This window comes from Oleiagrimonas soli, assembly GCF_000761445.1.
GTDB classification, from domain to species: Bacteria; Pseudomonadota; Gammaproteobacteria; order Xanthomonadales; family Rhodanobacteraceae; genus Oleiagrimonas; species Oleiagrimonas soli.
This window is the reverse complement of sequence record NZ_KN196470.1, coordinates 836,614-856,652: the sequence shown is the minus strand read 5'-3', so window position 1 is coordinate 856,652 and position 20,039 is coordinate 836,614. Positions and strand designations below refer to the sequence as shown.

The following is a 20,039-nucleotide window of genomic DNA, read 5'->3' as shown; positions in this document are numbered from 1 at the left end:
CCCGCGTCGTGCACCCCGCCGGAGGCTCCATGCAGTACATCTACACCATGAACGGAGTCAGCAAGACCGTTCCCCCGCAGCGCCAGATCATCAAGGACATCTCGCTGAGCTTCTTCCCCGGCGCCAAGATCGGCCTGCTGGGTCTGAACGGCGCGGGCAAGTCCACGGTGCTCCGCATCATGGCGGGCGTCGACACCGACTTCCAGGGCGAGGCGCGTCCGGCGCCGGACATCAAGGTCGGCTACCTGGCGCAGGAGCCGGAACTGGACCCGGAAAAGACCGTGCGCGAAGTCGTCGAGGAAGGCGTCGGCGAGATCCTGCAGGCGCAGGCGCGGCTGGAAGAGGTCTACGCCGCCTACGCCGAGGAAGGCGCGGACTTCGACAAGCTGGCTGAGGAACAGCAGAAGCTGGAGAACATCCTCGCCGCCAACGACGCGCATGCGCTGGAACGTCAGCTCGAAGTCGCCGCGGACGCCCTGCGCATCCCGCCGTGGGACGCCAAGGTCGGTCCGCTGTCCGGCGGCGAGAAGCGCCGCGTGGCGCTGTGCCGTCTACTGCTGTCCAAGCCGGACATGCTGCTGCTCGACGAGCCCACCAACCATCTGGACGCCGAGTCGGTCGACTGGCTGGAGAACTTCCTGCGCGACTTCGCCGGCACCGTCGTGGCGGTCACCCATGACCGCTACTTCCTCGACAACGCCGCCGAGTGGATTCTCGAACTGGACCGCGGCCGCGGCATTCCCTGGAAGGGCAACTACACCTCGTGGCTGGAGCAGAAAGACGAGCGCCTGGCGCAGGAAGCCGCGCAGGAGAAGGCCCGCCAGAAGGCCATCAAGCGCGAGCTGGAATGGGTGCGCTCGGCGAAGAAGGGTCGTCAGTCCAAGGGCAAGGCGCGTCTGCAGCGCTTCGAGGAACTGAACGCGGTCGAGTACCAGAAGCGCAACGAGACCAACGAAATCTTCATTCCGCCGGGCGAGCGTCTGGGCAACGAGGTGATCGAATTCAAGGGCGTGTCCAAGGCCTTCGGCGACCGCCTACTGATCGACAACCTGTCGTTCAAGATTCCGCCGGGCGCCATCGTCGGCGTGATCGGCCCGAACGGCGCCGGCAAGTCGACGCTGTTCAAGATGATCACCGGTGCGGAGACGCCCGACTCCGGCGAGGTCAAGCTCGGCCACACCGTCAAGCTGGCCTACGTCGACCAGTCGCGCGATGCGCTGGAAGGCGACAACAACGTGTGGCAGGAAGTCTCCGGCGGTTCGGACATCATCACCATCGGCAACTTCGAGATCCAGTCGCGCGCCTACATCGGCCGCTTCAACTTCAAGGGCACCGATCAGCAGAAGCGCGTGGGCAACCTGTCCGGCGGCGAACGCGGCCGTCTGCACATGGCCAAGACCCTGCTGCAGGGCGGCAACGTGCTGCTGCTCGACGAACCGTCCAACGATCTGGACGTCGAGACCCTGCGCGCGCTGGAGGACGGCATCCTGGAATTCCCCGGTTGCGCCCTCGTGATCAGCCATGACCGCTGGTTCCTGGACCGCATCGCCACGCACATCATCGCCTTCGAGGGCGACTCGCACGTCGAGTTCTTCCCCGGCAACTACGGCGAGTACGAAGCCGACAAGAAGCGCCGTCTCGGCGACGAAGCGGCGCGTCCGCATCGCATGCGCTACAAGAAGCTGGTCTGAGATCGGAACAGTCATGGTGGGGGCGAACGGAACACGTCCCCACCGATGAAAACCTACCTGATCGTCCTTCCTGCGAAAGCAGGAACCCAGTGACTCCATCGCACGGATATGCATCAGGCACTGGGTCCCGGCGTGCGCCGGGATGACGGTCGTACCCCTTTGTGCGAGGTGGAGCGACGCATCGTTCACCACGCCGCCGACACGGGAGCGACCATGAACTTCATGCAGGCCCTGCGCACACGCTGGAACGATGCCGACACCCTGGTCTGCGTCGGCCTCGATCCCGATCCGGCGCGCTTCCCCGCCGCCATGGGCGACGATCCCGATGCGGTGTTCGCCTTCTGCCGCGCCATCGTCGACGCCACCGCCGACCTGGCCTGCGCGTTCAAGCCGCAGATCGCGCACTTCGCCGCGCTGCGCGCCGAGGATGCGCTGGAACGCCTGATTGCACACATCCACGAGACCCATCCCGGCGTGCCGGTGATCCTCGACGCCAAGCGCGGCGACATCGGTTCCACCGCGCAGCGCTACGTGGTCGAGGCCTTCGAGCGCTACGACGCCGATGCGGTGACGCTGAATCCGTACCTCGGCCGCGATTCGATCCAGCCGTTCCTGGACCGCGCCGACAAAGGCGTGATCCTGCTGTGCCGCACCTCCAATCCGGGCGGCGCGGACTTCCAGAATCTCGGCTGCGGCGGCCGGCCGCTGTATCAGCGCGTGGCCGAGACCATCGCCCGCGACTGGAATGCGCACGGCAACTGCGCGCTGGTCACCGGCGCGACCTTCCCCGAGGAGCTGGGGCAGGTGCGCCGCATCGTCGGCGACCTGCCGCTACTAGTGCCGGGCATCGGCGCGCAGGGCGGCGACGTCGAGGCGGTGCTGCGCGAAGGCGCGGACGCGCATGGCGCGGGGCTGATGATCAGCTCCTCGCGCGCCATTCTCTACGCCAGTTCGGGCGAGGATTTCGCGGCGGCGGCGCGCACCGCCACGCAGGCGCTGCGCGACCAGATCAACACCTGCCGCACGCAGGCCTGATCACGGCGCGGCTGACCGCGCACACGCCCCGTTCAGGACGCGCCCAGGCGCAGTCCGCCGCCGTCTTTCGACCCGGCCCCGTTCTGGCCGGACGACGAACCGCGACCCGACGCATCGCGCGCGCCGGGCGTCTCCTGACCGACATCACCCTGTCGCCAATGCAGGATGCGGTACGGCGCACCGCCCGTGGGCATGCCGCCGAAGCGCACCACCGCGTCGACCGCGGCGCGCGCGCCATTGGGCAGCGTCGCCTCGGCGTGGATGTCCTGGGTGTTGCCGTTGCTGCCGCCCATCGCGGTCATGCCGCCGAGAATCGCGGTCGGCGCCGGCGCCGCCGCGCTGTCGCGCTGCTGGCGCAACTGGATGTACTGCCCGGCCTTGTCGGCGTCCATGCCGGGCAGCGCCTGCAGCACCAGTGCCGGCGCGCTGCCGACGTTGGGCGTGTTGCGCCCCGACCACACCGTGATGGCCGGCGCCAGCTTCTGGTACAGCGCCGGTGTCATGCCCAGCACCATCTGCAGTTCCTCGATGGTGACGAACGGACCGTTGCGCGGACCGTAGTCGCGCCCGGCCTGTTCGTACTGCGCCCGCTCGGCGCCGTGCGGGCGCGTGGCGTCGTCGGCGTCGCGCCAGTCCTGCACCGCCTCGCTGAGCGCCTCGGCCTTGTCGTCATCCAGTCCGGCCGCGTGGAACAGGCCGGTCAGTAGCTCGGGCGTGGCGGCGTTGAGGTCGACCTTGCCGCTCTCGTCGGTCAAGGTCACGCGCACCACGGCGTTGTCGAAACGGAACGTGTACGGCCGGCCGTCGGCGATCCAGCGCTGCTTCGGATCGGATTCGCGCAGACCGTAGACGGCCCGGGCGATACCGGCCTCGGCCGCGTAACGCGCGCGCGTCTGGTCGAACTGATAGCGCGCCTGCAGTCCTTCGGTGCGCGTGGTCACCGCGTAGGCGGCCAGCATGATGGTCAGCAGCGCCGTGGCCCACAGCACCACCAGCAACGCCACGCCGCGCTGTGCGGATCGCCGCCTCATGGCTGCGACCCCGGCGGGCGCAGGATGCGGCGCAGTAAGCCGCCGGTGCCAATGACCGCGCTGGCGTCGACGCGGATCGGCGCGACCAATTGCGGCCAGACGCCCTTGTCCAGCTTCAGGTCCAGGCGCACCAGCGCCGGCGTGCGGTCGGTGTCCTCCCAGCGCTGCAGCCAGTCGGTGGGCTTGCGCAGTTTGTCGAAGCCGCGGAAGTCGAACTGTCCGCTCTGAATGCCGGTCAGCAGCACCTGCGGCTTGCCCAGCGGCTGCGGCTTGCCGCCGTCCGGCGGCAGCAGCGAGAACGAGACCTGCAACCGATAGCCGTCGCCCTGTTTCTCCGGCACCAGTTCGACGGTCTGCAACTGCGGCCCGAGCTTGCCCAGGTAGCCCGGCAGCGGCGCGACGAACTGCAGTTTGTCCGGACTGCCGGTGAACACGATCGCACCGCCGTCCGGATCGGCCGCCCACGGCTGACGCACCGCCTGCGCCAGCTCGCGGCGCAGGAAGTCCTGCGTCGAGCGCACCGCATCGGTGCGCTCGACGAAACGCTGTCCGGAACGCACGCTCAAGGTCGCCGAGTGGATGCCCGACCACACCGCCAGCAACAGCAGCGACAACAGCACCATCGCCGCCAGCACTTCCAGCAGCGTGAAGCCTCTCGCGTGGCGTGCGCGCAGTCGCATCACGGCAGCCCCGACGGATTGTAACGACCCGGATCCTGCGCGCGCAGCGTGCAGAAACGCGCCTGTCGCTGGTGTCCGCCCTGCGCCCACAGCACGGTCAGATCGAGGCGGAACATGTTCATCTGCACCGGCACCTTGCCGGGATTCGGCGGCTGCCAGCGCTGCGCCTGCAGCTGCCAGTGGAAGTTCTTGTCGCAGCGCCCCTGGATCACGCCCGCGCGGATCGGCTTCAACACAAAGGCGCTGTCCATCGCCGACTGCGCGCATAGCGCCGCGCGCGTATGCGCATCGGCGTTGACGGCCAGGCGCGAGGCGTTGCCCATCGTGGTCAGCAGCGCGGCAAAGGCCAGCGACAGCAGCACAATGGCCGCGATGACCTCGATCAGCGTGAATCCTCGCGGACGCGCGACGCGCATGCTTAGCCTCCGGCCCGCGTCTCGACCACGGCCACGCTGCCGGTCAGCCAGGCCACGTTGATGTGCCATTCGCGCTGACCGTGACTGAGCGTGATGCGCCCGCCGGTCGAACTGCCGTCGGGGAAAAAGCGAATGTTGCCGGTATGCGCGTTGACGCGATCCTCGACCGCGCTGGTCAGCGCCAGCGCCATGCCGCCGGGCAGCTGCACCATCGGTCGGCCCGGCGCCTGGTAGGTGTGCTGGGCGACGTCCACGCTGAGGGTTTCCTGCTTGCCGTGGACGATGGCCTGCGCCCGCGTGTAACGCAGCGCGGCCGCCAGGTCGGCGCTGGCGCTGCGGATGCGCGCCGAGGTCAGACCGCGGGTGACGGAGATCGCCACCACGGTCGCGGCGATGCTGATCAGGATGATGACGACCAGCATCTCCAGCAGAGTGAAGCCGGACGCGCCGGCGCGCCCCGTCACGCGATGCCGGGCATGCCGCATCCCGACCCGTCCGGGCCCGGCGACATGCCGACGGCATCGCGCGTGGATCATTCCCAGTTACCCACGTCCTTGCTCATGCCGGTGCCGCCCGGACGACCGTCCTGACCGTAGAAGATCACGTCGTAGTCGCCGTGGTCGCCCGGCACCTTGTAGCCGAATGCGTGGCCCCACGGGTCCTTCAGCTGCTTGGCCTTGAGGTATGGACCCAGCCAGTCGGAGGCGCCGGACGGCTTGGTCACCAGCGCGTCGAGGGTCGGCGGCGGCGAACCGTTGTCCATCGCGTAGCGCTGGATGGCGGTATCGATGGCCGTCAGCTGCGCCTTGCCCGCGCCGTACTTGCCCTTGTCCAGGCTCTTGCCGACCTGGGTGTAGACGATGGTGCCGATGATGCCGATCAACACGATCACCGCCAGCATTTCCAGCAGCGTGAAGCCGCCGCTGCGCGCCGCGCGCGGGTGACGCATCCGTTGCATCGCTTGCTTGTTCATCTGGAATCCTCGTTCTGCGAATGAAAAGGGTCAGCCGATGTTGCTGGTCAGGCTCAGCAGCGGCATCAGGATCGCCGCCATGATGAAGGCGACCATCACGGTCATCACCACCGTCAGCGCCGGCACCAGCGCCGCCAGCAGGCGGTCGATCGAGCGTTTGGACTCGAGGTCGAACGTGTCGGCCACCTTCAGCAGCATGTCGTCGATGGCGCCGGCTTCCTCGCCCACCTGCACCATCTGCAGCGCCAGCCGCGGGAACTGCTTGGACTCGGCCAGCGCGACGCCCAGACCCGCGCCGCCCTTGACCGCCTCGGCGGCCTTGGTCAGCGCGTACTCCAGCGCTGTGTTGCGCGTGACCTGCCGGGTGATGTTGAGCGCCGTCATCATCGGCACGCCGTTCTTCAGCAGCGTGCCGAGCGTGCGCGCGATGCGCGCGGTCTCGACCTTCAGCAGCACCGGTCCGAGCACGCGCATGCGCAGCCGCCATGCATCGAACCCGCGTCGCGTGTCCGCGTCGCGCAGGCGCATGCGCAGGAAGAAAACGCCGCCGACCAGCAGCAACAGCATCAGCCACCAGCCGCTCTGCATCACGTTGCCGATGCCGAGGACGATCTTGGTCATCAGCGGAATTGGCACGTTCATGTCCTGGAAGATCGGCACGAACTGCGGCACCACGTAGGTCAGCAGCAACAGCAGCGAGCCGACCACGCCGACCATCAGGAAGGCCGGATAGATCAGCGCATTGACCACGCTGGAACGCAGCGCCTGCGCGCGCTCCAGGTAATCGGCCAGCCGGCGCAGGGTGACGTCCAGCGATCCGCCGGCCTCGCCTGCGCGCACCAGGCTGACGTACAGACGCGGAAACGCGCCGTGCTCCTCGTCCAGCGCCTGCGACAGCGTGCCGCCGCCGCGCACGCGTTCGCGCACGCGCTCGACCAGCTTCTTCGCGCGCTCGCCCTCGGGCAGATCGAGCAGGATGCCGAGCGCGCGATCCAGCGGCTGGCCCGCGCCGAGCAGCGTGGCGAGCTGATGGGTGAACTGCGCCAGCTGGTCGCCGTTGAACGGGCCGCGCTGGAACAGCGAGGCGAACATCGGCGCACCGCCGCCGGCGTCGGCCGGCTTGGCTTCGAGCGGCGTGTGGCCCTGGTCCTGCAGGCGCACCACCACGTCCTCGACGCTGGCCGCCTCCATCAGTCCCTGCAGCACCTCGCCGGACGCGCTGATCGCGCGATAGCGGAACTGCGCCATCTCAGCCTTCCTGCGTCACGCGCAGGACCTCCTCGATGGTGGTGGCGCCGTGCACGGCCTTGGCCAGACCGTCCTCGTACATGGTGCGCATGCCTTCCTCGCGCGCGGCGCGCTCGATGTCGGCGTCGGAGGCGTGCTGCATCACCAGACGGCGCAGCGGGTCGCTCATGGTGAGGAATTCGACGATGGCCTGTCGGCCGCGGTAGCCGGTCGGGTTGGCATCGCTGCGGCCCGGTTTCCACAACCGGACCGGGCGTTCATCGGTGAAGCGCTCCAACTGGAACTGCTTGACCACTTCGGGCAGCGCCTCGTACGGCTCGGCCAGTTCGGTGTCCAGGTGCCGCACCAGACGCTGTGCCAGGATGCCGTTGATGGTCGAGGTCAACAGGTAGTCCTCCACGCCCATGTCGAGCAGGCGGGTGATGCCGCCGGCGGCCGAATTGGTATGCAGCGTCGACAGCACCAGATGGCCGGTCAGCGCCGACTGGATGGCGATGCGGCAGGTCTCCAGATCGCGCATTTCGCCGATCATGATGACGTCCGGATCCTGGCGCACGATGGAGCGCAGCGCGCCGGCGAAGTCCAGTCCGATGGACGGCTTCACCTGAATCTGGTTGATGCCTTCGAGCTGGTATTCGACCGGGTCCTCGACGGTGATGATCTTCACGTCCGGCGTGTTGATCTGCGACAGCGCCGTGTACAGCGTGGTGGTCTTGCCCGAACCGGTCGGGCCGGTCACCAGCAGGATGCCGTGCGGGCGTTCCAGCACATCGGTGAAGCGGCGCGTGAAATCGTCGGTGAAGCCGAGCCGGGCGAAGTCGAAGACCACGGCCTCACGGTCGAGGATACGCATCACCACCGACTCGCCGAAGCTGGTCGGCACGGTGGACACGCGCAGGTCCAGCTCCTTGCCCTGTACGCGCAGCATGATGCGGCCGTCCTGCGGCAGGCGGCGCTCGGCGATGTTCAGGCGCGCCATGATCTTCACGCGGCTGATCACCGCGGCGGTGGAACTGGCCGGCGGCGCTTCCACCTCGTGCAGCACGCCGTCGATGCGGTAGCGCACCTTCAGGCGGTTCTCGAACGGTTCGATGTGGATGTCCGACGCGCGCTGCTCGACGGCGCGCTGGATGACCAGGTTGACCAGACGGATGACCGGCGCCTCGGAGGCCAGGTCGCGCAGATGTTCGACATCTTCCTCGTCGGACACGCCGCCTTCCATGTTCTCCACGATGGTGCCCATGGCCGAGCGGCCCTGACCGTAATAGCGCTCGATCAGGTCGTCGACCTCGCTGCGCAGACCCACGCGCAGGGCGATGGCGCGACCGGTGGCCAACGCCACGGCCTGCGCCGGATACGGATCGCCCGGATCGGCCACCATCAGGCCAATCGCTTGCTCGTCCTCGACCGTGACCGGCACCACGTGGTGCTGGCGCAGGAAACGCACTGACATCTCGACGTCGGTCGGCGGCATCTCCGGCGCATCGGCAGACGCCAGCAGCGGCACGCCGAGCAGTTCGGCCCAGGCCTCGGCCAGATTGCGCTCGGACACCAGACCCAGGCGCGCCAGCAGCGACGTCAGCGTGCCCTCGGGCGCTTCCTCGTGCAGCCGGCGCGCACGGCCAAGATCGGCCTCCTTCAGCGAGCCGCGCTCGACCAGCAGCGCGCACACGCGCGCCTGATCCGTGTTGCTGTCGGCGCGGGTGGCCGCGTCGATCGATGGCAGTGCAGCTGCCGACATTCCTACATCCTCCCCGAAACCGTCGCTGCGACGACAAGGCATCCTGCTTGCGAAAAGCGCAGCAGGCATAGGTATCACATGGCGGCGGCCAGCGCGAGGCCGCCCCTTCGGCCGTCGTGCAAGCTGTGGCCGGTTCCGCAGCTTCCGGACGCGGACGCTCAGGCCTCCAACGCGGGATCGAGTTCCGGAAACAGCACGTCGATGAAGCCGAACTTGCTGAAATCCGTGATCCGCGACGGGTACAGCCGGCCGATCAGATGATCGCACTCATGCTGCACCACGCGCGCATGAAAGCCCTCGGCCTCGCGCTCGATGGGCGCGCCGGTCGGGCCGTATCCGGTATAGGCGATGCGCCGATGGCGATCCACCATGCCGCGCAGCCCCGGTACCGAAAGACAGCCTTCCCAGCCTTCTTCCATCTCGTCAGACAACGGCGTGAGGACGGGGTTCACCAGAATGGTGCGCGGCACGGCCACCGCGTCCGGATAACGTGCGCTGTGCTCGAAACCGAAGATCACTACCTGCAGATCCACCCCGATCTGGGGCGCGGCCAGACCCACGCCGCCGGCATGCTGCATGGTGTCGAACATGTCGGCCACCAACGCATGCAGCTCCGGCGTGTCGAAGGCCGACACCGGCTTGGCCACGCGCAACAGGCGCGGATCGCCCATTTTCAGGATGTCGCGGATCATGACCTACTCCAAGCTCCAAACATCCAGGCAGCTCGCGAGCCGCTCAACGCAGAGAACGCGCAAATCCAAAAAGACCGCCCGTTCCACAAGAAAGCCGATGATCCACCCCGCACACAATGAATGAACTACCGGCAGGCTGGCATGCACCGTCATAGGCCGGTCCGCCAGAGGCGCGACCATCGTAGCGCAGCAGCTTCGCCGCCGTATCACCATGTGACACGACCCATTTCCCTGCTCTCGTGCAGGCTGGCATCTCGGTGTCTCCAAGTCACGCTTGCCGCCGACCTGTGGTCGGGCCTGAAAGCTCCGACTCACGAAGAGGTTGCGGTCTGCACCTGATGCGCGCGGTCCGTCGCCCACGGCACGCTTTCGACACCTGCTCCGAACATGGTTTGCGTGACCTCCATCTGCAGCGCCGAAGGCAGCTCGTGCTCGTCGCTCATCCGACACAAGCCATGCACGATGCCGGACAGTCCGGTCATGAGGCCAGGAACAAAGAGCGATTCAGTCAGTTGGCGCTCGTCCGCTGCGATATGGCGCACCTGCGACAGCACGATACGATCACCGTGATCCCGCGCCTGCTTCCCCGTCTCCAGACCCGACCGCGCAGCCCGAGCCAGCAATTCGCGCATGCCGATGCTGCCATGACAAAGATTCGGCCGCAGATGCCATCCTTGTTCCAAGGCACTTTCCACGGCCAACCAGAACGTTTCGAGAAACCCCTTGCCACCCGTGCGCGCATGCAGGTCGCTCGCGGCCAGGCCGATGCCAATGGCGCCGTGGCACCAGGCACTGGCGCACACTGCGTCTTCAGGGGTCCGCATGTCGCGCCAGGCGCCCTGTACCTGATCGTAGAGCGTACTTTCGAATGCGAAGGCGCACTCGGCAAGCTGCATCCAGCGATATCGATCGGCGGCTGTGCCCGCACGACTTAGCGACAGACGCGCCAGCGCCCACCCAATACCCGTGGCGCCGTGAGCGAAACCGCCAATGGGCGTCTTGAAGGACGGGCTATTCCAGCGTGCTCCGCGAGCATCGACGACCGCCGCTGCAGCGACGGTTCGACCGATCGATGCCGCCTGCTCGAACCATTGCATATCGCCGGTCACTTCACCGAGTTGCAGCAATGGCAGAATCAAACCGGCCTCGCCCGCTATCAGATCGAATTCGCGTGGCGCATCGCCTTCATCGCAACTCAACGCTCGCGCATGCCCGATCGCATGATCGAGAAATTCGGGACGCTCCAGATGGGTATATAAGGTCAGCCAAGCCAGAATCCTCGAACCGGCGCCGTTGAAGCCACCGCCACGCGGAGGCGTGGAAACACGCTCCATCGACCGCCATGCCGTGATGACTTCTTCCAGCGTCTGCTCGACCCCGTCGACTTCGGGCACGCGGCCACAGACCATTTCGTGCCTGTAGCCGGCGAGCGCGTAGGCGATCCCGCCGAGACCGTTGTAGAAATCGGCATGCAACGGCTCGATCATCCAGCCATTGAGTCCACGCACCGGGCACACCCACAAGGGACTTCCATGCCGGCCAGGGATCGCCAGCTTTTGCAATCGGCGTACAGCCCACGCCGCAAGCCGGCGACGCTCGGCTTCTGGATCATCGATCTCGGACAGACTCCCATCCACGACCGCGCGTCTTCGCGATGTGCCGTGTTGGACGGCGGTGTCCCGATTCAATACCGCCGCAACCATGGATGCGCGCAGAATCATCTCCTGAGCCGACATGGCCTGACTGCGCCACAGTCGCAAGGCAGTCTCCAAGCGTGCGTCGTCCACCGTGGACCGATAGACCGGTACGTCTCGTATTTCCAGGGAACGCAGCTCCTGCTCGATCTGCTCTTGAGTCAGGTCGGCATGCCCCCCGAGAATCTCCTCCGCGCGAGCCCGTGCCTTGTCCGGCTGATGCAAGGACGCCGGATGCCAGAGCATGCGCTTGACCTCACTGTAGACGTGAGTGGGGCGGTACAGATCGCGCACACGGCAGCCTCGGAAATCCACCAAAAGCCCGGCCAGCCGCCCTGCAGCATCCAGACTACGCAGCATGTCACTGGTTTGCGCAAACCCCTCGAGAATCCGTTCGGCGTACGCCATGAAGCGGTTTTCCGGAGTCGGCAGGCTTCTGGGCGCATCCAACTTGATCGTCCCCGGCGCAATACGCGCCTGTGCCGTTCCCTCGCCGACCAGGACCGGGGCGGCAACTTCGGACGTGCCGTCGCCAGACGCCGCCATGCTCGAATGATCCACGCCCCCCAGGGCCTCGAATGACGATCGGTAGGGTGCAATGCCACTGCGCAGCACCGAGAGGGAAAGCAACCGTGCGGCCTCCGCTTGAATTCCTTCCTCGTCGTCCTGCATCAGGGCGTCGCGACCAAACAGGCATTCCGGATCGACGATGACGGGTACCGGCCCGCAAGCGATCAGATTCTCGCAATGGATGTCCGACCCGGACAGAAGGTGCAACACGGCGATCCATCGCCCAAGGTTGAAGTAGAACTGGGAAACCTCGGCCTCACCATCGCAAAAGCGGTGCACCGTGAATTCAGTCCAACCGTACTCGCCGCAATCCAGCGCTCGGGGAACGCGAATGCGGGCATGGTCGCCAGGAAATACACGTTGCAGAAAAGCATCCAGCGCCACATCCAGTCGCAAGGGGCGCGGCTTGTACATCAGCATGCCGTCCGCAAATTCGAGGCGGGCCACTGTATGGCCGCGATCGTGCGCATCACCCAGCCCCACATGCAGCGCCGTGAGGTTGCGGCAATCCATGCCGAAATGGACTTGCAGCCGTTCGCGATCGGCAAGGACGCGCTCGATCATGACTTGCAACGCCATGCGCCGATCGTTCAGCACACACGCCAATCGTTCTCGCAGAACGGGATAGCGAACATCCAGGTGACGGGCAAAATCCGGCTGCTCCGCCATGCGCACAAAAGCTCTGAATTGGCTATCCGAATCGCCTTTGGGGAGCTGTTCCATCAATTGCGCGGCATGGAGTTCCAGCAACAGGACACGCAGCAACGAGGCATTTGCCTCGGACTGCAGCGCCTCGAAACCGGTCTTGCGGAGCACCGCCCGCGCAGACGCATCCAAACCCCGGGCCTGTTCGAGAAAGACGTCGAAACGCGCGCAATCATCCGCCGCGAATACATCCAGCACGCTCGAAAACGAATTCGTCGACATCCGGCTCTCCCTGCCCTGCACACGCATGCATGCAATCTCATGCGTTCCATCAGACATCCATGAAAAAGCGCAGCTGGTTGCCCGGCTGCGCTCTGAGGATCACGACCTCTCGGTCGAGTCGCACATCACGTATGCGACTACTTCGATCAACCGAAGCAATACTGCGCGACAATGGTGTCGCAGCGAAGCGGGCCGGTATTCAGCACACCGTATTCCCTGGTGTTGCCTACCGCCTTCAGGTCAACGTTGCTGACCGTGAACAGCGACCCCGCCGGATTGCCCTTGCCACCAGCCGCAGTGTCGCCCTGGAGCCACGAGGTAACGATGGATTCTGCATTGGACATTTCATCTCTCCTTGATCTGAAATTGAATGTTTGCGGAATGCATGGCCTGGGTAAACTTCCTTGCCAGTTTCCGCCTTTCTGCTTTACGCCGCGACCATCCTCATGTCAAGGATGCGGCGGCGCCAGCCATGAAAAACGCCATGCGCTTCACGTTTGACTTCAAGCTCGAACGCCCAGCACCAACAAACGGAAGACCGACACAGGGCAACGACAAGCCCCCGACACTCGAACAAGAACCTATCAACGGCGCAAGCAACACGCGCCCGGGTAACTGCCACCGCGCGGTGTGTACTCAGCGGCTACCGAACACTTTCTTCAACAGATCCGTCGTGCGCGCTGCCGGGTTCTGGCGGATGGACTGCTCCTCGTTGCCGATGGTCTTGAACAGGCCGTTCAGGGCCTCGTCGGTGACGTAGGTATCGAGGTCCATGTCCTTGGAGGCACCGGACTTGCCCAGCATCGACAGCGCCGAGCCCAGCGTGCCGCCGGTGGAACCTGCCATCAGCGACTTGTAGCGCTGGGTGACGCCGACGCTGTCGGTCGCCCTGGCCACGATGGGACGGATGCGCTCGGCCAGCTTGGGGCCGGCGACACGACGGAAGTAGTCGGTGGCCGCATGGTCGCCGCCGCCGAGAATGGCGCGGGCGTCCTGCAGCGTCATCTGCCGGATGGCGTCGCCGAACAGGTCCGCCACCTGCGGCACGGCCTTCTCGGCGGCGCGATTCATGCTGAGCTGGAAGGCATCGACCTTGTCGCCCTGCCCTAGTTGCCGGGCCAGCTTCGCGGCCTGCTGCAACTTGCCGGGCAGCGGGATGCGCACACCCGGATTGCCCCAGAAGCCGTCTTTGCGTCCGAGCGAGTTGATGGCGCGCGTCGTGCCCTTGGCCAGCGCTTCCTTGAGGCCGCCGACCACCTCGCTGTTGGACAGGTTCGCCGCCGACGTCGATGCGGACTTGCCCTTGATCTGGTTCAGCAGGTCCTTCCAGCTCTGCGGCGATGCGGCGGCCGCGGACGGCGAAGCGGGCGCAGCCGACACGGGCAACGCGACGATGGCGAGACCCAGGGACAACGCAAAGGTCGATCGGAGGATGTTCATCGTGGTCTGCCGCTGCGGAGATGTCCGCAGTGTACGCCGCCGGGCGCGATCAGCCAGGACGACGACGCGAGGCCATGAGCTTCGGCACGCTCAGCAGGAAATGCGCCCACAGCCCGAACCACACGAACAGCGCCGTGAATGGGTTGCGCGCGGCCGGATCGAACTTGCGGAACCAGCGCCACATGCCGGCGTGCTTGTGTCGGCTGACGAAGACCGGGCGATGCCGGCTGGAACCGCCGCCGGCGTGCACCACGCGCACGTCGCCCGCCAGCAGGACTTCGTAGCCGACGTCGCGCATGCGGCGGCACAGGTCGAGGTCCTCGCAATGCAGGAAGTAGCCAGTATCGAAGCCCTGGACGCGTTCGTAGGCGCGTCGTTTGACCAGCATCAGCGCACCGGAGACGGCCTCTTCCACGCTGACGCCTTCGGGCATCGGGCCGTGCACGTACACGCCTTCGCGCGCATCGTCGCGATCCGGCGCATCCTGACCGCGCATGGTGGCAAGCGCGCGGGCCAGCAGCGGATCGCGACGACGCGAGGCCGGATCGATTTCGCCCTGCTCGTCGCAGATGACCGCGCCGATCAAGCCGCCCTGCAGATGCGAGTCCAGTGCCTCGCGCAGACGACGCACGGTATCGGACGCAAGCAGGCAGTCGGGATTGAGGATCAGCACGTAACCGCCATCCGCCTGTGCGACGCCGAGATTGACGGCGGCGCCGAAGCCCAGGTTGGCGCGGTTGTAAAGCACGCGAAAACGATGATCCTCGCTGCGCGCGCGGGCGACCGCCTCGGGCACCCCGTCGACGGACCCGTTGTCGACCAGGATCACTTCGACCGGCACATCGCTGTCCAGCGCGCGCGCCACGCATGCACGCGTCGACGCACCGCTATCGGCGGTGACGATGATGATGCTGGTCAGTCCTTCCTGCATGACGCTCCATCCTGTCCCTGCGGTCGCCGCGCGACGATGGATGCGGCGCGGACGATATCGATGCTACCGCCTCGGCGCACGCGGGACCATGCCGGTCCGGCGTGCGTGTCAGGAGCGCTTCAGTCGCCGGTGTATCGGCGTGCCGTTATTCGCCAACCCAGGCGCGCGCGTTGCGGAACATGCGCATCCACGGCGAATCCTCGCCCCACTCCGGCGGACGCCACGACATCTGCACGCTGCGGAACACGCGTTCCGGGTGCGGCATCATGATCAGCACGCGGCCGTCGGCGGCGGTGAAACCGGTCAGGCCGCCCGGCGATCCGTTCGGGTTGAGCGGATAGCGCTCGGTGGGCGCGCCGCGGTCGTCGACGTAGCGCAGGCAGCCGTGGCTCTTGGACGGGCTGCACGAACGCGGGAAGTCGGCGCGCCCTTCGCCGTGCGCCACCACCACGGGAATGCGCGAACCGGCCATGCCCTGCAGGAAGATGCTGTCGGAGTTGAGAACCTCGACGGTGGCCAGGCGCGCCTCGTACTGCTCGGAGGTGTTGCGCAGGAATTCCGGCCAGTGCTGCGCGCCGGGAATGATGTCCTTGAGATGCGAGAACATCTGGCAGCCGTTGCACACGCCGAGCGCGAAACGCGAACCGTCGGCGAGGAAGCGCTCGAACTGCGGACGCAGGTGATCGTTGTACAGGATCGTCGTGGCCCAGCCACGGCCCGCGCCCAACACGTCGCCGTAGGAGAAGCCGCCGCACGCGGCCACGCCGTTGAAGGCGTCGAGGAAGCGACGGCTCGCCAGCAGGTCGGACATGTGCACGTCGACGGCCTCGAAGCCGGCGCGGTCGAAGGCCGCGGCCATCTCGACCTGACCGTTCACGCCCTGCTCGCGCAGGATCGCCACGCGCGGACGCTTGCCGGTGGCGATCATCGGCGCGGCCACGTTGTCGCTCGGGTCGAAGCTCAGCGAGGGCTGGATGCCGCGGTCGTTGTCGTCGATGCGCCACTCCAGCTCGGCATCGGCGCACTCGGGATGATCGCGGCGACGCTGCATCGCGTGGCTGGTCTCGCTCCAGGCCTTGAACTGCTCCTGCCAGTTCCACTTGGCGAACACGTCGGTACCCAGGAACAGCTTGATGCCCAGCTTCTGCCGCGGTTCGCCGATGCGGTGGCCAAGATCGGTCAGACCGTGCTTGGCGAGCAGGGCCTCGAACGCCTCTCGCTGCGCGCGCGGCACCTGCAGCACCGCGCCCAGTTCCTCGTTGAACAACGCGCGCAGGGTGGCGTCGGCCCAGCCTTCCAGCTGGATTTCCAGACCGCAGTGGCCAGCGAAGGCCATTTCCAGCAGCGTGACGATGACGCCGCCGTCGGAACGGTCGTGATAGGCCAGCACCATGTCGCTGGCGTTGGCTTCCTGCACCAGATCGAACAGCGCCTTCAGGCGCGCGGGATCGTCCAGGTCCGGCGGCACGCCGCCGCCGCGGTTGAAGGCTTGCGTCAGCGCCGAGGCGCCCAGGCGATCGCGGCCGGCGCCGAGATCGATCAGCCACAGATCCGAATCGCCCCGGTCCATGCGCAGCTGCGGCGTCAGCGCCTTGCGCACGTCCTCGACGCGGGCGAAGCCGGTGACCACCAGCGAGACCGGCGCCACGGTGCGCTGCTCGCCGGCCTGCGGGTCGTTCCACACGGTCTGCATGGACATCGAGTCCTTGCCGACCGGAATCGAGATGCCCAGCTGCGGACACAGTTCCATCGCCACCGCGTGCACGGCGTCGAACAGCGCCGCGTCCTCGCCCGGATGGTTGACCGCGGCCATCCAGTTCGCGGACAGGCGGATGTTGCCGAGTTCGCCGATGGGCGCCGCGGCCAGATTGGTGATGGCCTCGCCGACCGCGATGCGCGCGGCGTCGGCGCTGGACAACAGCGCCACCGGCGCGCGCTCGGCCATCGCCATCGCCTCGCCGGCATAGCCGTCGAAATCAAGCAGGGTCACGGCGCAATCGGCCACCGGCACCTGCCACGGACCGACCATCGGATCGCGCGCGCACAGGCCGCCGACGCTGCGGTCGCCGATGGTGATGAGGAACGACTTGCTGCCGACCACCGGCATGCGCAGCACGCGGCTCAGCGCCTCGCCCAGCTCGATGCCGGACAGGTCGGGCACCAGGTCCACGCGCGGCGTGTAGCGCTTGGCGTCGCGATGCATACGCGGCGGCTTGCCGAACAGCGTGTCCATAGACAGATCGATCACGCGGATGTCGCGCACGCTGTCGTGCACGCGCAGATGCTCCTCGGCGGTCGCTTCGCCGACCACGGCCAGCGGGCAGCGCTCGCGCACGCAGATCGCTTCCAGCGTCGCCAGATCGTCCGGACGCACGGCCATCACGTAGCGTTCCTGCGACTCGTTGCACCACACCTGCATCGGCGTCAACGACGGGTCGTCGCAGGGAATCTTCGACAGATCGATGTCGCCGCCCAGATCGGCGTCGTGCAGGATTTCGGGAATCGCGTTGGACAGGCCGCCCGCGCCGACGTCGTGGATGCTGACGATCGGATTGCGCTCGCCGCGCGCCCAGCACTGGTCGATGACTTCCTGACAGCGGCGCTCCATCTCCGGGTTGTCGCGCTGCACCGAGGCGAAGTCCAGTTCGTCGCTGGAGCTGCCGCCGGCCATCGACGAGGCGGCGCCGCCGCCCAGGCCGATCAGCATCGCCGGACCGCCCAACACCACGACCTTGTCGCCCGGCTGCACCTTGCCCTTGGCCACGTGCTGACGGCGGATGTTGGCCAGGCCGCCGGCGATCATGATCGGCTTGTCGTAGCCGCGGCGCACGCCGGGCTTGCCGTTCTCGGTCTCGAAGGTGCGGAAGTAGCCGCCCAGGCACGGACGGCCGAATTCGTTGTTGTACGCGGCCGCGCCCAGCGGGCCGTCACGCATGATCTCGAACGCGGTGGCGAAACGCTCGGGCAGCGGACGCTCGTTTTCCCACGGTCGCGGCAGGCCCGGAATGCGCAGATGCGAGACCGAGAAGCCGGTCAGTCCGGCCTTGGGTTTGCCGCCGCGTCCGGTCGCGCCTTCGTCGCGGATTTCGCCGCCGGCGCCGGTGCCCGCGCCCGGCCACGGCGCGATGGCGGTCGGATGGTTGTGCGTCTCCACCTTGATGGCGAAGTCGATGTCTTCCTCGGTGGCGCGCCAGACGCCGTCCTCGGAACCGGCGAAGAAGCGCTTGCCGAGGCCGCCGGCGATCACCGCCGCGTTGTCCGAATAAGCCGACAGCGTGTGCGCGGGCGACTTCTCGTGGGTGTTGCGGATCATGCCGAACAGGGTCACGTCCTGTGCGTCTTCGTCGACGTTCCAGGTGGCGTTGAAGACCTTGTGGCGGCAGTGCTCGGAATTGGCCTGCGCGAACATCATCAGTTCGGCATCGCTGGGATCGCGATCCATCTCGGCGTAGCGCGCCGCGAGGTAGTCGATCTCGTCGTCGGCCAGGGCCAGGCCCAGCTCGCGGTTGGCGGCGATCAGCGCGTCGTGCGCCGCGTCACCCAGCGTCACGCGTTCCAGTGCGCCGGGCTCGCCGTGCAGGAACAGGCCCTCGGCCTCGCTCGGCGCGGACAGCACCGACTGCGTCATCGGGTCGTGCAGCTGCGCGAGCATCGCGCGCTCGTCGTCGCTGCCGGCTTCCGGGCGTTGATCGATCAGGTAGGCCACGCCGCGTTCGACGCGCACTACGTCCAGGCCGGCTTCGCGCACGATGTCGGTGGCCTTGCTCGACCACGGCGAGATGGTGCCCAGACGCGGCGTCACCCACAGCGACGCCTCGGCGAGTTCGCCTTCCTTCGCCGCCAGCACCGCACGCAGACGCTCCTGCGCCGCCGCGTCGAGCGCGGGACCGGTCTCCACGAAATAGACGAACCAGGCCGAACGCACGCGCAGCCCGCGCTCGATCGCGCCGAGCCGTGCGTTGATCTGGTCGAGGCGGAACGGGGAAAGGGCACTGTGCCCGTCGAGAGCAATCATGTGCTTGCTGCGCCAAGGAAAACCGCCATTCTACCGGACTCCCGACGCCGCCAACACCACCCTGCGACAAACGGTGCGGAAAGCCGCACCGGGACGCCGTTCAGCGCTGCGCGGCACCCTTGGCCGCTGCACCGGCGCCGCCCGACTGCTGCTCGCGCACCTGCTGGAGCACCTGCAACAGCTGCTGCGGATTCAGGTAGCCGCCGATCACCGAGCCGTCCTCGGCGATCAGCGTGGGCGTGCCGTCGACGCCGATGCGCTCGCCGAGGTGGTACTCGCGCGCAATCGGATTCGGGCACGTCGCCGAGGGGATGCTCTCGCCGGCCTTGGCCTCGTTGAACGCCTGCTTGCGATCCTTGGCGCACCACACCGACACCGCCTTGGCGTAGGACGGCGTGTCGCGCCCGCTGGGCACCGCCTTGATGCCCGAGCGCGGCCAGAACAGGTACTGCACCGCGATGCCCTCGGCGTTGTAGGCCGCCATGTGCTGATGGAACACGCGGCAGTAGCCACAGTCGAGATCGGTGAACACCGTCACCGTGTACTTCGGGTGCGGCGGCGCGTAGATCACCCGATCGCTGGCCGGCACCGTCGCCAGCGCCTGCAGACGGATCGCCTTCATTTCGTTTTCGGTGAGGTTGCTGCGCTGCTGCGCGTCGAACAACTGGCCAGCCATGACGTACTTGCCGTCGGCGCTGACGTAGACGATCTTGCCGTGCACCAGCGCCTGATAGAAACCGGGCATCGGCGCCGCGCGGATATCGGTTGGCTGCGCGTCCGGCGCCAGACGGGCCAGCGCCGCCGTCACGGTCTTCGGCGCATCATCGGTCGTGGCGGCCATCGCGACCGCCGTCATCAGGCTGAGCGCCAGCGCGGCAAGGATCGGCAGTTTGCGCAACATGGGCATTCTCGCGTGTCGGCGCGGCGCATGGCGAGATCGGACCGCCCGCGCGCC

Annotated in this window: 16 protein-coding genes; 2 read left to right on the top strand and 14 right to left on the bottom strand. The window is 67.0% G+C overall.

Translation table 11 applies throughout. The features are described from left to right. The first annotated feature begins 29 nt into the window (after positions 1–29). Together ettA and pyrF are read left to right on the top strand one after the other, a co-directional pair. Positions 30–1,691: an energy-dependent translational throttle protein EttA gene (ettA, locus tag LF63_RS03695; RefSeq protein ID WP_043099716.1), complete on the top strand. Its 1,662-nt coding sequence runs from the start codon at positions 30–32 to the stop codon at positions 1,689–1,691. A gap of 213 nt (positions 1,692–1,904) precedes the next feature. After that, positions 1,905–2,726 carry an orotidine-5'-phosphate decarboxylase gene (gene pyrF / locus LF63_RS03690; protein ID WP_043103082.1) on the top strand — a complete coding sequence of 274 codons (822 nt, stop codon included), beginning with the start codon at positions 1,905–1,907 and terminating at the stop codon, positions 2,724–2,726. Positions 2,727–2,758: 32 nt separating this feature from the next. On the opposite strand, the gene LF63_RS03685 is transcribed toward pyrF, so the two are convergent. From LF63_RS03685 to LF63_RS03615, 14 genes are all read right to left on the bottom strand, one after another. Beyond that, complete coding sequence (locus LF63_RS03685) at positions 2,759–3,757, bottom strand: type II secretion system minor pseudopilin (RefSeq protein ID WP_081945071.1); 999 nt, start codon at positions 3,755–3,757, stop codon at positions 2,759–2,761. Beyond that, on the bottom strand, positions 3,754–4,437 hold the full coding sequence (locus tag LF63_RS03680) for a prepilin-type N-terminal cleavage/methylation domain-containing protein (RefSeq protein WP_043099715.1): 684 nt from the start codon (positions 4,435–4,437) through the stop codon (positions 3,754–3,756). Before LF63_RS03680 ends, LF63_RS03685 begins: the two co-directional genes overlap by 4 nt. Next, entirely contained in the window at positions 4,437–4,853 is a 417-nt protein-coding gene (locus LF63_RS03675; protein WP_052394649.1) for a prepilin-type N-terminal cleavage/methylation domain-containing protein, read from the bottom strand. Before LF63_RS03675 ends, LF63_RS03680 begins: the two co-directional genes overlap by 1 nt. A 2-nt stretch (positions 4,854–4,855) precedes the next feature. Then, positions 4,856–5,338, bottom strand: a complete 483-nt coding sequence (locus tag LF63_RS03670; RefSeq protein WP_043099714.1) for a GspH/FimT family pseudopilin — start codon at positions 5,336–5,338, stop codon at positions 4,856–4,858. A gap of 47 nt (positions 5,339–5,385) precedes the next feature. Further along, complete coding sequence (gene gspG / locus LF63_RS03665; RefSeq protein WP_268746035.1) at positions 5,386–5,826, bottom strand: type II secretion system major pseudopilin GspG; 441 nt, start codon at positions 5,824–5,826, stop codon at positions 5,386–5,388. 30 nt (positions 5,827–5,856) lie between these two features. After that, complete coding sequence (gene gspF / locus LF63_RS03660; protein WP_043099713.1) at positions 5,857–7,074, bottom strand: type II secretion system inner membrane protein GspF; 1,218 nt, start codon at positions 7,072–7,074, stop codon at positions 5,857–5,859. A gap of 1 nt (position 7,075) precedes the next feature. Then, positions 7,076–8,815, bottom strand: a complete 1,740-nt coding sequence (gene gspE, locus LF63_RS03655; protein ID WP_043099712.1) for a type II secretion system ATPase GspE — start codon at positions 8,813–8,815, stop codon at positions 7,076–7,078. A 158-nt stretch (positions 8,816–8,973) separates the two neighbouring features. After that, a complete protein-coding gene (gene def, locus LF63_RS03650) occupies positions 8,974–9,507 on the bottom strand; it encodes a peptide deformylase (protein ID WP_043099711.1) in 534 nt (177 codons plus the stop codon). 311 nt (positions 9,508–9,818) lie between these two features. Then, positions 9,819–12,698, bottom strand: coding sequence for a type 2 lanthipeptide synthetase LanM family protein (locus LF63_RS03640; RefSeq protein ID WP_161782320.1), 2,880 nt, complete (start codon positions 12,696–12,698; stop codon positions 9,819–9,821). A 146-nt stretch (positions 12,699–12,844) separates the two neighbouring features. Then, positions 12,845–13,042, bottom strand: a complete 198-nt coding sequence (locus LF63_RS03635) for a DUF6229 family protein (protein WP_043099709.1) — start codon at positions 13,040–13,042, stop codon at positions 12,845–12,847. Between the two features lie 292 nt (positions 13,043–13,334). Beyond that, positions 13,335–14,138, bottom strand: a complete 804-nt coding sequence (locus tag LF63_RS03630) for a DUF4197 domain-containing protein (protein ID WP_043099706.1) — start codon at positions 14,136–14,138, stop codon at positions 13,335–13,337. Between the two features lie 49 nt (positions 14,139–14,187). Continuing rightward, the gene (locus tag LF63_RS03625) at positions 14,188–15,069 is read right to left on the bottom strand and encodes a glycosyltransferase family 2 protein (RefSeq protein WP_043099704.1); all 882 of its coding nucleotides are present in this window, start codon (positions 15,067–15,069) and stop codon (positions 14,188–14,190) included. A gap of 145 nt (positions 15,070–15,214) precedes the next feature. Continuing rightward, entirely contained in the window at positions 15,215–19,084 is a 3,870-nt protein-coding gene (gene purL, locus LF63_RS03620) for a phosphoribosylformylglycinamidine synthase (protein ID WP_043099702.1), read from the bottom strand. A 100-nt stretch (positions 19,085–19,184) separates the two neighbouring features. Next, positions 19,185–19,985 (bottom strand): thioredoxin fold domain-containing protein, encoded by an 801-nt coding sequence (locus LF63_RS03615; RefSeq protein ID WP_052394646.1) that lies wholly within the window; start codon positions 19,983–19,985, stop codon positions 19,185–19,187. Between the last annotated feature and the right edge of the window lie 54 nt (positions 19,986–20,039).

Excerpts from the sequence above, each read along its gene's own strand:
- LF63_RS03635 (WP_043099709.1), bottom strand. The coding sequence starts at position 13,042 with ATGTCCAATGCAGAATCCATCGTTACCTCGTGGCTCCAGGGCGACACT.
- purL (WP_043099702.1), bottom strand. The coding sequence starts at position 19,084 with ATGATTGCTCTCGACGGGCACAGTGCCCTTTCCCCGTTCCGCCTCGAC.
- LF63_RS03640 (WP_161782320.1), bottom strand. The coding sequence starts at position 12,698 with ATGTCGACGAATTCGTTTTCGAGCGTGCTGGATGTATTCGCGGCGGAT.
- LF63_RS03685 (WP_081945071.1), bottom strand. The coding sequence starts at position 3,757 with ATGAGGCGGCGATCCGCACAGCGCGGCGTGGCGTTGCTGGTGGTGCTG.
- gspG (WP_268746035.1), bottom strand. The coding sequence starts at position 5,826 with ATGAACAAGCAAGCGATGCAACGGATGCGTCACCCGCGCGCGGCGCGC.
- gspE (WP_043099712.1), bottom strand. The coding sequence starts at position 8,815 with ATGTCGGCAGCTGCACTGCCATCGATCGACGCGGCCACCCGCGCCGAC.
- LF63_RS03670 (WP_043099714.1), bottom strand. The coding sequence starts at position 5,338 with ATGCGGCATGCCCGGCATCGCGTGACGGGGCGCGCCGGCGCGTCCGGC.
- gspF (WP_043099713.1), bottom strand. The coding sequence starts at position 7,074 with ATGGCGCAGTTCCGCTATCGCGCGATCAGCGCGTCCGGCGAGGTGCTG.
- LF63_RS03625 (WP_043099704.1), bottom strand. The coding sequence starts at position 15,069 with ATGCAGGAAGGACTGACCAGCATCATCATCGTCACCGCCGATAGCGGT.
- ettA (WP_043099716.1), top strand. The coding sequence starts at position 30 with ATGCAGTACATCTACACCATGAACGGAGTCAGCAAGACCGTTCCCCCG.
- LF63_RS03675 (WP_052394649.1), bottom strand. The coding sequence starts at position 4,853 with ATGCGCGTCGCGCGTCCGCGAGGATTCACGCTGATCGAGGTCATCGCG.
- LF63_RS03615 (WP_052394646.1), bottom strand. The coding sequence starts at position 19,985 with ATGTTGCGCAAACTGCCGATCCTTGCCGCGCTGGCGCTCAGCCTGATG.
- LF63_RS03630 (WP_043099706.1), bottom strand. The coding sequence starts at position 14,138 with ATGAACATCCTCCGATCGACCTTTGCGTTGTCCCTGGGTCTCGCCATC.
- LF63_RS03680 (WP_043099715.1), bottom strand. The coding sequence starts at position 4,437 with ATGCGACTGCGCGCACGCCACGCGAGAGGCTTCACGCTGCTGGAAGTG.
- pyrF (WP_043103082.1), top strand. The coding sequence starts at position 1,905 with ATGAACTTCATGCAGGCCCTGCGCACACGCTGGAACGATGCCGACACC.
- def (WP_043099711.1), bottom strand. The coding sequence starts at position 9,507 with ATGATCCGCGACATCCTGAAAATGGGCGATCCGCGCCTGTTGCGCGTG.